Origin of the sequence: Natranaerobius trueperi, assembly GCF_002216005.1 — a bacterium.
Taxonomy (GTDB): domain Bacteria; phylum Bacillota; class Natranaerobiia; order Natranaerobiales; family Natranaerobiaceae; genus Natranaerobius_A; species Natranaerobius_A trueperi.
Window position 1 is genome coordinate 1 of the sequence record NZ_NIQC01000044.1, and the last position, 12,546, is coordinate 12,546.

The 12,546-nt window shown below is 31.2% G+C and carries 13 protein-coding genes and 1 pseudogene; 6 read left to right on the forward strand and 8 right to left on the reverse strand.

The genetic code is table 11. The features are described 5' to 3' along the window. Window positions 1–95: 95 nt before the first annotated feature. From CDO51_RS12355 to CDO51_RS12365, 4 genes and pseudogenes are all read right to left on the reverse strand, one after another. Window positions 96–581: a rhomboid family intramembrane serine protease gene (locus CDO51_RS12355; protein WP_089024539.1), complete on the reverse strand. Its 486-nt coding sequence runs from the start codon at window positions 579–581 to the stop codon at window positions 96–98. Window positions 582–1,417: 836 nt separating this feature from the next. Beyond that, window positions 1,418–1,591 (reverse strand): aspartyl-phosphate phosphatase Spo0E family protein, encoded by a 174-nt coding sequence (locus CDO51_RS12360; RefSeq protein ID WP_089024540.1) that lies wholly within the window; start codon window positions 1,589–1,591, stop codon window positions 1,418–1,420. A gap of 19 nt (window positions 1,592–1,610) precedes the next feature. Further along, window positions 1,611–1,725 (reverse strand): annotated as a pseudogene (locus tag CDO51_RS15600) (Smr/MutS family protein); the annotation flags it as partial. A gap of 250 nt (window positions 1,726–1,975) precedes the next feature. Further along, the gene (locus tag CDO51_RS12365; protein ID WP_089024541.1) at window positions 1,976–4,150 is read right to left on the reverse strand and encodes a Tex family protein; all 2,175 of its coding nucleotides are present in this window, start codon (window positions 4,148–4,150) and stop codon (window positions 1,976–1,978) included. 198 nt (window positions 4,151–4,348) lie between these two features. On the opposite strand from CDO51_RS12365, the gene CDO51_RS12370 reads away from it, so the two are divergent. Both CDO51_RS12370 and CDO51_RS14510 read left to right on the forward strand, forming a co-directional pair. Beyond that, entirely contained in the window at window positions 4,349–4,717 is a 369-nt protein-coding gene (locus tag CDO51_RS12370) for a hypothetical protein (RefSeq protein WP_089024542.1), read from the forward strand. A gap of 111 nt (window positions 4,718–4,828) precedes the next feature. After that, window positions 4,829–6,037, forward strand: a complete 1,209-nt coding sequence (locus tag CDO51_RS14510; RefSeq protein WP_205842264.1) for a muramidase family protein — start codon at window positions 4,829–4,831, stop codon at window positions 6,035–6,037. A 36-nt stretch (window positions 6,038–6,073) separates the two neighbouring features. On the opposite strand, the gene CDO51_RS12385 is transcribed toward CDO51_RS14510, so the two are convergent. Beyond that, the gene (locus CDO51_RS12385; RefSeq protein ID WP_089024543.1) at window positions 6,074–6,775 is read right to left on the reverse strand and encodes a M48 family metallopeptidase; all 702 of its coding nucleotides are present in this window, start codon (window positions 6,773–6,775) and stop codon (window positions 6,074–6,076) included. 391 nt (window positions 6,776–7,166) lie between these two features. Between CDO51_RS12385 and CDO51_RS12390 the strand changes: the two genes are divergently transcribed. The 4 genes from CDO51_RS12390 to CDO51_RS13935 all read left to right on the forward strand — a co-directional run bounded on the left by CDO51_RS12390 (window position 7,167) and on the right by CDO51_RS13935 (window position 9,656). Beyond that, window positions 7,167–8,600: an NAD(P)/FAD-dependent oxidoreductase gene (locus tag CDO51_RS12390; RefSeq protein ID WP_089024544.1), complete on the forward strand. Its 1,434-nt coding sequence runs from the start codon at window positions 7,167–7,169 to the stop codon at window positions 8,598–8,600. A 217-nt stretch (window positions 8,601–8,817) separates the two neighbouring features. Next, window positions 8,818–9,099 (forward strand): reverse transcriptase domain-containing protein, encoded by a 282-nt coding sequence (locus tag CDO51_RS14515; RefSeq protein ID WP_205842265.1) that lies wholly within the window; start codon window positions 8,818–8,820, stop codon window positions 9,097–9,099. A 79-nt stretch (window positions 9,100–9,178) separates the two neighbouring features. Continuing rightward, on the forward strand, window positions 9,179–9,343 hold the full coding sequence (locus tag CDO51_RS15605; RefSeq protein WP_420811498.1) for a group II intron maturase-specific domain-containing protein: 165 nt from the start codon (window positions 9,179–9,181) through the stop codon (window positions 9,341–9,343). A 73-nt stretch (window positions 9,344–9,416) separates the two neighbouring features. Next, complete coding sequence (locus CDO51_RS13935; RefSeq protein ID WP_089024545.1) at window positions 9,417–9,656, forward strand: hypothetical protein; 240 nt, start codon at window positions 9,417–9,419, stop codon at window positions 9,654–9,656. Between the two features lie 1,296 nt (window positions 9,657–10,952). Here the strand turns inward: CDO51_RS13935 and CDO51_RS12405 are convergent. The 3 genes from CDO51_RS12405 to CDO51_RS12415 all read right to left on the reverse strand — a co-directional run bounded on the left by CDO51_RS12405 (window position 10,953) and on the right by CDO51_RS12415 (window position 12,440). Then, entirely contained in the window at window positions 10,953–11,156 is a 204-nt protein-coding gene (locus CDO51_RS12405) for a hypothetical protein (protein ID WP_089024546.1), read from the reverse strand. Window positions 11,157–11,386: 230 nt separating this feature from the next. Continuing rightward, complete coding sequence (locus CDO51_RS12410) at window positions 11,387–11,980, reverse strand: DUF4367 domain-containing protein (RefSeq protein ID WP_089024547.1); 594 nt, start codon at window positions 11,978–11,980, stop codon at window positions 11,387–11,389. Continuing rightward, window positions 11,973–12,440, reverse strand: coding sequence for an RNA polymerase sigma factor (locus CDO51_RS12415; protein ID WP_158212464.1), 468 nt, complete (start codon window positions 12,438–12,440; stop codon window positions 11,973–11,975). The genes CDO51_RS12410 and CDO51_RS12415 overlap by 8 nt, the downstream gene beginning before the upstream one ends. Between the last annotated feature and the right edge of the window lie 106 nt (window positions 12,441–12,546).

The window sequence follows — 12,546 nt, forward strand, 5'->3', positions numbered from 1 at the left end:
GAAAACTGCAAGTTGCAAAAAACTCAAAGCAAATAGCAAAAACTGATTATAACAGTCACTCCCACTTATTTATTTAATGAGATGGGAGTTTTTTATTAAATCAATGTGGGTGCTATTTGACGCTTACGAAATACAAAAAACAACCGTAAGGTGAAATTCGGATAAATAGTTGCAAATGCAAGAAACAACGATAAATTAAGATACTGAGATGTTGCAATCCCTCCACTAATAAAAGAAGCTGCAACTGTTCCTATAGCTCCTAGTAAGTAATATAGAGTAAATTTAAATGATCCCCATTCTTCTTCTAAACTCTTTCCAATTATATAGTATAAATAGAGTGCAATAAATACAAATAACGGGCTTGTCCTAGGAGGTATAAAAAGAAAAGTTACTACCCTCCAAAATTCACCATCTAAAACTTGTGATGGTACTAAGTTTAAATGTCCTATAATTGTTCCTGTAGGGTCTACCATATTTAGTACAAAAACTAAAGCATTTAAACCAATTATATAACCTATTAAATTTTCGATACCAAATCGTCGATATTTTCTTTCAAGTTTATTTAACCAGTTATTTATCATAATATATAAACCCCTTTTTAGATTAATGAATAAATTTTAACCTCTAGTAATGTTTTATTCAAGTTTAATAATTTTTTCTCTAGCACTTGGGGTAAGTCCTTCCTTTAATTTTGTCCTATATTGCCCACCAAGCGTACCGTCGAGTACTTGGTGTTCAATAATTTAAGTGCAGTACTTCGCATATTTTGGATATATCATCATATCCAATTGTAATTATCTACTTCCTACTCTATTAATATATTTGTGTTTTTAGGTTTTGTCACACTCGTTTGTTAATATTTATAAGGTATACCAGATCAGTATATTATCTTTTGTGATATGAAATCAATATGGTTTTAAGTGAGGAATGGACGAGATACCAAGCTTTTGTTATGTTTTCAGTCCCAGCATATCAGGTAAAGGTGGTAACAAGCTTTACTTTTAGATATTTTAAATAGCTTGAGGTTCTAAACAAAATATTCACTACAGGCTGGTTATGTTATTTTGCCATTGCAGATATAAAGAACAGAAAGACGGTGTAGAGCTCACTCGATAAACTATACTACCAAGCCTATAGCGGACTTCACTACCCAGCTACCGCCCATGCAGGATAAACAAAAAAGAGAAGGTTTCACTAAAGAAAATCTTCTCTTAGTAGTGAAAGCACTTCTTTTTATCTAGTGTCTTATAACTTTAACCTCATGTTGTTCATTCAATTCCCTGGTATAAATCAAGTGTCGATGGTTTAGTTTATTATAGTTAATAATCAAGTCGTTGAGAAATTGTATATAAAAACAAAGGTACTTTATCAAAAAGTGTGTTTCGATTTTCTGATAAAGACTCCTTAACCCTAGTCTTTATCTAAAGTTATCTTTATCTGTTAAATACTTAGTATATTCGTTTAAAGCCGTATCTAATTCTTCACTCTTTTCAATGACTTCATCATCATTAAAATCCCCTTTCTGTTCTATCAGGTCAGTAAGTTCTTCTCTTAATTTATCAATTTTTTTATCTAGTTTTTCGCTATCCATATTTACACCTCTTTCTTATTCATTTCCACTTAAAGTTTACAAATATTGTGCCGAATTCTTGGATCTTTCTTAACCCGATGATACATTTTTCTAATATCTTTTTGATTTAAAAATCTTAAGATACGCTTTTTAACTAACCACTTACTTTTCAACATATTATTTCTAGTTCTTTTGCCTCATTAAATGAATATGGTGAAGGTCTAATTTCAAAGTCTTTTTAGACATTAACTTCAACTCCCGAAAACGCTTGTTATTATAATAACATATATTCCTTTCTCTTAAAAGGAATATATTGGCATATAAATTAATGCTAATTATTAATTTCTCTTTACTCAAAAAAACTGTAAAAATTAATTAAAAGGCAGGCATACCCGCCTTTTAATCTTAGTCTATTCTTTTTAAACCAATTCTTCCTCGATTTTTATCCACACTAATTACTTCCACTTTAACAACATCTCCAACTGAAACAACTTCTAAAGGATGCTTTACGTATTTTTCACTAAGGTGAGAAATATGAATTAACCCATCCTCTTTGAGTCCAAGATCAACAAAAGCTCCAAAATCAACTACATTTCGTACTTCTCCCTCCATAATCATACCTTCACTTAAGTCATCTAATTGCATGACATCTTTCTTTAGTTTAGGCTTATCTAACTCATCTCTAGGATCATATAATGGTTTTTTGAAAGCTTCTAAGATATCTTCTAAAGTATAATAATCGGTTCCTAAAGTCTCACTCAATTCTCGAACTTTAGCTTTATCTGCGATTAATTTATTAACTTTATCAATAAGTTCTTGTGACCCTAAACTTTCGATTCCTTCCTCTAAAGTATCTAGAACACCTTGTGCAACCTTATAAGACTCGGGATGTATAGCAGTCTTATCTAATGCATTTTCTCCATCTAAAATTCTCAAAAATCCTGCACATTGTTCAAATGTTTTAGCTCCTAACCCCTTAACAGATTTGAGTTCTTTTCTTGTGGTAAAGCTACCTAGTTTAGATCTAGTATCAACCATATTTTGCGCACTTTTTTTATTTAACCCTGATATATAACGTAGTAGATGTACAGAAGCAGTATTTACATCAACTCCTACTTGATTAACAACTTTTTCTACAACAAATTGTACAGTTTCTTTTAATTTAGTCTGAGAAACATCGTGTTGATACTGGCCTACTCCCATTGATTTAGGATCAATTTTAACAAGCTCAGCTAGAGGATCTAATACTCTTCTAGCTATTGAAATAGCACTACGTTCTTGTACATCTAACTCTGGAAATTCTTCTTTAGCTAGTTTAGATGCTGAATAAACACTAGCTCCATCTTCGCTAACTATAGCATATTGAACATCTCTATCTACATTAGCAATAGTTTCTGCTATGAATTCTTCTGTTTCTCTTGAAGCTGTACCATTACCAATTGCTATAACATCAACACTGTAATTATCGATGATTTTTAATACTTTTTCTCTTGCTTTATCTTTTTTGTTAAAAGGAGGAGTTGGATACATTACATCAACTTCTAACATTTCACCTGTTTTATCTACTACCGCTAATTTGCATCCAGATTTATAAGCTGGGTCAACACCTAGAATAGTTTTACCTTTTATCGGTGGCTGCATTAATAATCTTTCTAGGTTCTGAGAAAACACTTTAATAGCTTGTTCTTCTGCTTGTTCGGTTTTAGTTTTTCTAAGTTCTCTTTGTATAGAAGGAACTATTAATCTTTTAACAGAATCTTGTATTGCTTCTAAAACTACTTCATAGGAATACCCTAGTAAATCATGAACTTCTCTTTTTACTACTTTTTCAACTACTTTTTCTTCTGGAGAAATTAAATTGACTTTTAACACACCTTCTTTTTCTCCTCGATTAACAGCCATCACTCTATGTAGTGGTAATTTATTTAAATTACTTTGGTATTCATAATAGTCTTTGTAAACACCTTTTTCATCCTTAGAATCATCTTTAACAGAAGTTTCTATTAAAGTGTTTGTAACTGAAATACCTTTAGCATCATTTCTATTTTCAACTTTCTCAGATACCTGTTCTGCGATAATATCTTTCGCACCTTGAAGGGCATCTTCTTTTGAGTTTATCCCTTTTTCTTCATCTACATATTTCTCTAGTTCAATGTAAGCCTTTTCTTCTGTAGTAATAGTTCCTTGTACAAAAAGTTTGGCTAAAGGTTCTAACCCCTTTTCTTTTGCTTTCATACCTCGAGTCTTTTTCTTTTGTTTATATGGCTTATAGATTTCTTCTAATTCTTGTAAAGTTTCAGCAGCATTAATTGCTTTTTGTAGCTCAGAAGTAAGTTTTTCTCTTTTAGTTAAAGTTTCAATTATCTCTTCTTTACGATTACTTAAGTTAGTTAAATACTCATATCGGTCTATTATATTTCTAATATCTTCTTCAGTTAGGTTACCTGTCTCATTTTTTCGATATCTTGCTACAAATGGTACTGTATTACCTTCTTCTTTTATTAGAGAAATAACTTTAGAAACTTTTCCTTCAGGAAAATTCTGTTCAGTTGAAACTCTTTTTAAGATAGTCTCGTTCACAATATCTCCTCCTCAAGTAACATACAATCATTTAAAATCTACAGACCACATTATACCTGTTTTAAGTAAGATTTCAAATAATATAGTATCTATTTATAATTTGTTCAAATACCCAATAGCCCTCTATAACTAGTATTCAATGAATTATGAATTTAAAAGTCTTATTATAAATACAATTATAATATAGTATAGAAGGGAGTGGAAACAATTACAGAAGGATGTAATCATAGGGTTTGGAGAGTACAATTAAATGATTGGGAACCAACTGGGTTTGAAGTTGAAGAGTTGTTTGCAAGTATTTTTTACAGGGACATTATCGACCCTGGACTGACTATCTTACAAGCACTTGATTTATATTCCTGTAATTATCTACATCAATTAGCAAGGGAAAGTATAACTGCTATCCTTAATACTTCTCACCCGAATGTAAACTATCCAATACCAATGGAACAAATTATCTACTACTTTCAATTTGCATATGATAGCAATGATTCTTCTATTATCAAAAAACAGTTTAACTTATTAGAACTATATAATAACCAGTTCTGTCCGATTAAAAAAAACTGACAAATGATTCGCTCCTTATTGTTTGTTATTTATCACTAATTACTTCTTGCGCTATCACCTTTTGTAATCCAATTCATAGTCTGTAGTAAACCAATTAGAAAGGGTGAGAATTTGACCTATCATAAGAGACCACCTAAAGGGCGTCAACCAAGAAAATGTCCTGAAAATTTCCAAGGGAGATATACAGTACAACCAGGAGATACAATGTTCTTTATTGCACAAAGAGTATGTGTTGATCTAAATGACTTAATTGCTGCAAACCCTCATATTGAAAATCCCGATAAAATTTTTCCAGGGGATGTACTATGTGTACCTAAAGATGATGTCAGACCAAGAGAGCCAAAGAAATGTCCTAAAAACTTCAAAAGATATACTGTCCAAAAGGGCGACACCATGTTTAAGATTGCACAACGCTTTAGTATTGATTTAGATAAATTAATTACAGCTAACCCGCACATTGAAGATCCTGATGTAATATTCCCAGGAGATGTATTATGTGTGCCAAGAAAAAGACCACCTAGACCTAGAGAACCTAAAAAGTGTCCTCCTGACTTTCCAAAAAGATATACGGTTAGAAAAGGGGATACCTTTTTCTCTATTGCTAAAAGATTCAGTGTATCCGTAGATGATTTAATAGATGCTAACCCTCATATTGAAGATCCTGATGTAATATTCCCAGGAGATGTACTGTGTGTTCCAAAAAAGAAAAAACCTGAGCCACCAGAGCCTAGAGAGCCTAAAAAATGTCCTCCTGACTTTCCAAAAAGATATACGGTTAGAGAAACAGATACGTTCACCTCTATAGCTAAAAGATTCAGTGTACCAGTAGACGAATTGATAGCTGCCAACCCTCATATTGAAGACCCTGATGAGATCTTTCCAGGAGATGTACTGTGTGTTCCAAAAAAGAAAAAACCTGAGCCACCAGAGCCCAGGGAACCTAAAAAATGTCCTCCAATGTTTAAAAGAAGATATACTGTAGAAGAAGGGGACACTTTTATATCAATAGCTCGTGAGTTTAATGTTTCAGTAGATGCTTTAATTAATGCTAACCCTCATATTGAAGATCCCGATGTACTTTTCCCTGGGGACGTACTCTGTGTTCCAAAGAAACCATTACCAGATCCGAGAGAACCTAAAAAGTGCCCACCTAAATTCCGTAGAAGGTACACTGTAGAGGAAGGGGATACTTTCTTCATTATAGCTAATAAATTCAATGTTTCTGTAGATGAGTTAGTAGAAGCTAACCCTCATATAGAAGATCCGGCTGTAATCTTCCCAGGGGATGTACTCTGTGTTCCTAGAAAGAGGAAGTGGTAAAATAAGTAAGCGGTCCGTCCGGACCGCTTACTTATTTTAAAAATTCAATTTTATACCGTTGACTTTTAACCAATCACGCCGCCATTTAAAATCTGGTAAAATAGTTGCTACACAGTTCCAAAAATTTTTCCCATGATTTTTATGTTTTAAGTGACACATTTCGTGAACAACTAAATATTCTAGTACTTCCTTAGGTGCCATAGAAATGCGCCAGTTAAAGTAAAGTGCATTTTGGGATGTACAGCTTCCCCAACGTTTCTTTTGTTCCTTAACCATGATTTTTGTAGGTTGTTCTTTAAAATATTTTTGAAAATATCTTATACGCTCTTCTATTAGTTTATGGGTTTGATTAAAATACCAGTTTCTTAGAGTTTCTCTTACTACCTCTTTTTCTTCAGACTTAGTATAAACTTGTATTTCATTATCTGTTAATTCGACTTTATTTTCATGATCACAAAAAAATATATTAAGCGTATAAGGTTTTCCTAAAAAATATAACTGTTCACCAACTTTAAATTGTTTATCAGTATATTGTTCTTTTATATCTTGAAAATATTTCATTTTTGAAACTACCCAATCTCCTCTACTTCTAACCCAATTTTGTATATCATCATCAGAAATGTTTTTAGGTGCAAGAATTCTAACATTCCCTTCTAGAGTGACTTGAAGTTCCATAGTTTTTCTATTTCTTTTTTGTATAGTTATATCTATCAATTCTCCTTTGTGTTTTATCTTCATGCAAAGTTCTCCTTTCAATGTAAAAGTCTCTTCACTTAACTAAAAATAAGTTATACAAATTAGTATACTAAAATTGATTATCGCAAGCATTTAATGAAAGGTGTGTTGTTTTGATTTATAATAGAAGTAATTTAGATCTAGAAATGTTTCATTAAGGAATAATGACAACTTGCAAAGTTCTTTGAGCTTTCTCAATTAATATACTATTAGCTAACCCTATCCTCTTTAAATTTTTAGCACAGCCTCTATATTTTTTAAGAATAAGATAATTAATTGGTATTTGTCCTCATATAAATAAGTTGGTACAATTAACTAGGTATAGTATTAATTTTATTAATTATCTGTTACAATTAATCGGTTTCGAATATGAGAAATGGGAGGTTATGTTACATTGCATAATTATGATGTAATTGTTGTTGGTGCGGGTCCTGCTGGTATTTATGCTTGCTATGAATTAATCCAACAAAACCCTAAGCTAAATATTTTGTTAGTTGAAAAAGGTAAGGATATATATAAAAGATCTTGTCCTATTCTACAAAATAAATTATCTAAATGTCCACCTTCAAGTGAGAAAAAAGATATTGCTAGCTGCCACCCAAACTGTTCTATTACAAATGGATTTGGTGGCGCAGGTGCATATTCTGATGGTAAATTTAATATTACCACAGAATTCGGGGGTTGGATGACTGATTATTTATCACCTTCTCACGTTTTAGACCTTATTAAATATGTAGATCAAATTAATATAGAACATGGTGCTACTTCTACATTATCAGACCCTACAACACCTGCAGTCAAAGATATTGAAAAGCGTGGGTTAGCTGCAAGTCTAAAATTATTAAGAGCTAATGTAAAACATCTTGGAACTGAACAAAACTTACAAATTTTACAAAATATATTTGAGAATTTAAAAGAAAAAATAGATATGATATTTGAAACTAAAGTTTCTGATTTGATCACTAAATCTAATTCTAATAATAATTATAAAATTCAAGGTATTATAACTGACGATGGTGAAGAATATTATGGTGATAAGGTAGTGATTGTACCCGGAAGAGATGGCTCTGAATGGTTAACTAAAGTATTTGAAAAGTACGGGTTAGAAGTCAGTAGTAATCAAGTGGATGTAGGTGTTAGAGTTGAAACTCTAGATACAATTATGGAAGAGATTAATAAAAATTTATATGAAGGTAAGTTTATCTATAGGACTTCTGTTGGTACTACAGTCAGAAGTTTTTGTAGTAATCCCTCTGGGCATGTAGTAATTGAAAATCATAGTGGTGTAATGTTAGCAAATGGGCACGCTTATAAAGATAAAAGTCTAGGGAGTGAAAACACGAACTTTGCCCTATTAGTTTCACATAAGTTTTCATACCCCTTTAATAAACCAACTGAGTATGCTAAATCAATTTCAAAGCTTGCTAATGATTTATCAGAAGGCAGTGTCCTTATTCAAAGTTATGGTGATATTATAAAAGGCAGACGTTCTACAGAAAAACGAATCAATGAATGTTTTATTAAACCTACTCTTAAAGAAGCTGTTCCTGGTAATTTAGGTTTAGTTTTACCATATTCAACAATGATAAGTATTATTGAAATGATTGAGGCACTAGATAAAGTAACACCTGGGATAGCATCAGACCACACTTTATTATACGGAGTTGAAGCTAAATTTTACTCTTCTAGACCTATATTGAAAAATAACTTCGAAACTGAGATAGAAGGCTTATATGCTGGTGGTGACGGAGCTGGTATTACTAGAGGGCTTGCCCAGGCAGGCGCCTGTGGAGTAGCAATTGCACGAGATATTTCAAATAGAATTTAATCGAGTAGGAGGTAGATAATTAATTTATCTACCGACCTCTCACACCACCAAGCGTACCGTTCGGTACTTGGCGGTTCAATGATTTGAGTGCAGTACCTCGTATCTTTTGGATATGTCTTCATATCCAATTGATGCGAGGTATTTGTTTAAAGGAATCCTTACCGTTTTTCTTAATTACTTTTAATAACTTATTAAAGTCTTCCTAAAGAGTGGGGTTATGTCAAATGTGCCTTTGATCCCTTCTACCAAAGGCACCCCACAAGGTGGATACCTTTCACCACTACTCAGTAATATCTACCTCACTAGTTTTGATCGCCTACTTGAGGGTAAAGGACATAAATTTGTGAGGTACGCCGATGACTGTGTCATTTACGTCAAAAGTAAGAGAGCCACTGAAAGAGTAATGATCAGTTGTACAAAATACCTTGAAGAGAAATTAAAACTTAAGGTAAACCGAGAAAAGAGCAACACTGGTAGCCCGCTTAAGAGAGAAGGTTAGAATCCGACCGCACCAAAAGTCCATAAAACGGTTCAAGGATAGGGTACGGCAGATAACAAGTCGTAAACGTGGTAGGTCAATTCAACAGATACTTAAAGAGCTTAAAATATTCACTACAGGCTGGTTAAGCTATTTTTCCATTGCAGATATGAAGAATAGAATTACTGCCCTTAACGAATGGATTAGGCGTAGAATTCGAATCTACTTGTGGAAGCAGTGGAAGAAAATAAGTTATTGTTTATGAGTTTGAGTATGATTATGAGGGAGCTTGTGATTTTGGAAATACGATTATCTATGCTACTACAGACGAAGTTTATATGGAGGATCATGGAAAAGTAAGGTATGCGTATTTTTGGTTAAAGCCAGACTATAGGGGAGGCTTAATTTATTTCGTAATTGGAATTCCTGAATTGGAAGATACAAAGGAATTACCTGAAGAAAGGTTTATTGAAGTTAAATTACAGGAATTAATAGAGAATGGTTATATCGACCAAACTATAGAAGATGCAAAGCACGATGAAATGAAACTTGAAGAAATGAGACTTGAAGAAGGTTAGTAAAAGCCCCTTGGGAGTGGTAAAAACACTTCCAAGGGGTTAATATTTATGAAAGGGTTATATAATGAATATGAAAACAAGAGTCCATTAATTCATAGATTTGTTTCAAAAAGAAATAATAAAATATTAATTTGATTAAAAATTTAGTACATTTATTAACCCATTAATCGTATATCTCCTTTTGATAAATAATAATATCTCTCATTATTAGATTTGAAATTTTTAATAGTGTTCCTTAATATATTCTCTATAGCCACTCTTGAAACTCATCAATCAAGTCAGAACCCTCATTATAATGGAGGAGATTTTGCATGTAGATGAAAGTAAAGTGCAAATATAATGGTGTATACATAAATTACTATAGGTGCAAAGAATAATATAGAAATAGGGAGAAAAATAATATATTTACTTATAATGAAGTTTAATACTGTAAAAGATAATTGAAGTAAAAAGCTAATTATTAAAAAATACTTTAAAACTATTTTGAAATGATCTCTTAAAAGTTTCCATGAATAAGATATTGATTCAATTACATAATAATTTTCATTAACTATAATATATGGCACAAAAAAGAATATTAACTCGATCATAAAAATTAATAGAAATAAGAAAATGTTAGAGCCACTAGTCAACAAAAATATAATGCTAGATGAAATAAAAATAATAACATATTTCAAAACAAAAAAATTAACAAGTCTCCCCCAATATTCTAAACTATTTTTATAGAAATTTATAAAATTTAGAGAAACGTTACTTTCATAAAAAATTTGCTTAACTAACCCCAATATTCCACTCAAAAGAAAAATACGGAATAATACAAATAATAAAAAAAGTTCTAGATCTAGAGTATAATTACTTATGATATTATTATGAATAACCTCGCTTGTGAATGATAATGGTATTGATTTATTTGATATAAAATTTAATTTTATATCAAATAAATCAGAAATAAAATTAAAAAAATTAGTGTTAACCAAATATGTTAAAATAAAAATTATCATTAATTTAACAATATCTATAATAATCGGTATACTTATTAAGCTAGGTTTTTTAAATGTATATTTTAGAGACTTATTAAAGATTATAATACCCCCCTATAGAAATTATCAAATATTGAAGTAACTATTATTGCTATTCATTTAAAAAAAAGTTGCTGTTTTAACAACATTACTTTTCTTAATCTTATTTAGTATAGTAACAGTAAGTGCTGAAGAAAATTATAAAACTGACTCGACAAGATTCAAAGAAAAATTAGATATAGCACATGAAGATATATTTAAAAATTTACCTGACTATTCAAAGGTTTGAAAAAGATACTAACAATACAACAGGACTAACGATGGATAGTAAATCAGAAAATATAAGTCCAGAATTTATTATTGCGCCATCGATTAGTTCATTAAGAACAAGAGATACATTTCCCTCAGCTAAGTCTAGAAAAGTTTGTATGAAAGAATAATCTTCAGTTGGGTCATGTAGAGTTAAATCATGCCTATCCAATTCTCCTTTACCTATGTGTTCTGCCCAAATTGTTGTCGTTCGAGCGTCAGCATCTTGAAACCCTTCGAATATATTTTTTCACCTTAATAACTCCCAATCAAATAAAATGTTGCAAAAAATCTGCAACTTTTTTAAAATTTTTTTGTTATTAGTATAGAAAAATTCATAAAAGGGAGGAATAATCTATGCTTAAAAAGGTAGAATATTAGGAGGGGTTTAGTTAACCCCTCCTAATTTAGTGATTCAGCTATTTTTAATAGTTCGTTTTTTGTGATTTGCCCCATGATAGCATGTTCAATCCCTCTATAATCAATAAAAGAAACAGTGATATAATCATTTTCATGGAAAGCAATGATCCCTTTTTCTCCATTTATTTCTGTAGTTTCAGTTGATGCTTCTCCAAACCCTGCACTTAAATGTGTGCCTTCATTTATTTTCCTTTGTATTAAGCGTATTTTTTTATCTCCATCTGAAAAGAATAAAGTAACTCGATAATTTTCTAGGGTTTCGTCTTCAATATCCCATTCGTCTAGTTCGTATCCTGAGGGGAGATAATTAGGTAGTATAAGTTTATCTATTTTTAATTCCTCGTCCAATTCTTCAGATAGCCAACCATATTGCACTTGAGACCCCTCTTGGCTAATAATTTCAAAAAAAGTTGATCTTAAAGCAGTGATTTGGTTATCGAAAAATCCGAATGAATTAATTATTACAAAAAATACTACAATAGATACTAAGGTTTTGCCTACTTTATTCAACTTTTTCTTACCCCTATGTCTCTCTATATCGGCAAGTAATTTTTCAAAATTATCTTGTTCAGTCATTTAAATCACCTGCCTTAAAGAGCTTGTCTCTAATTTGCTTAACAGCTCTTGAATAATTAGACCTAAGGGTAGTCTCTTTTTTTTGGAAGTGTTTAGCAATTTCTTTAAATGATTTATTTTCTGATATCCTAAAATATATTATTGATTTATTTTTTGGTGTTAACTTCTGTATATGGGAGTTAACTAATCCCATGGTTTCTGATTTTATGGTATGTTTTTCCGGATTAAAATTATCGTCGGTTTTATTTAGTTCATCTATTTTATCAGACTTATAGATTTTTTTATTATAATTGTAATAATCATAAGCCTCATTTTTAGCAACAACTGTCATATATCTTTTGAGTTCAGTTATATTATCAATTTCATTTAGTTTGTTTGATATCTTTATAAAGCTGTTATGTACTATATCCTCCGAAATTTTCTCGTCTTTGGTTTGGATTTGAGTCAATATTTTGGACACAAAAAAGTTAAGTTTTAAGCAGATTGTTTTGATAAGTCCTCAAAAGCTTGAGGAGTTAAGAAACCTAAACTTCCATGTATTCTTTTTCTGTTGTACCAGCCTTCAA

Coding starts and splice junctions, on each gene's coding strand:
- CDO51_RS12355 (WP_089024539.1), bottom strand. CDS start 581: ATGATAAATAACTGGTTAAATAAACTTGAAAGAAAATATCGACGATTT.
- CDO51_RS12360 (WP_089024540.1), bottom strand. CDS start 1,591: ATGGATAGCGAAAAACTAGATAAAAAAATTGATAAATTAAGAGAAGAA.
- CDO51_RS12385 (WP_089024543.1), bottom strand. CDS start 6,775: ATGAAGATAAAACACAAAGGAGAATTGATAGATATAACTATACAAAAA.
- CDO51_RS14515 (WP_205842265.1), top strand. CDS start 8,818: ATGTCAAATGTGCCTTTGATCCCTTCTACCAAAGGCACCCCACAAGGT.
- CDO51_RS13935 (WP_089024545.1), top strand. CDS start 9,417: ATGGAGGATCATGGAAAAGTAAGGTATGCGTATTTTTGGTTAAAGCCA.
- CDO51_RS12410 (WP_089024547.1), bottom strand. CDS start 11,980: ATGACTGAACAAGATAATTTTGAAAAATTACTTGCCGATATAGAGAGA.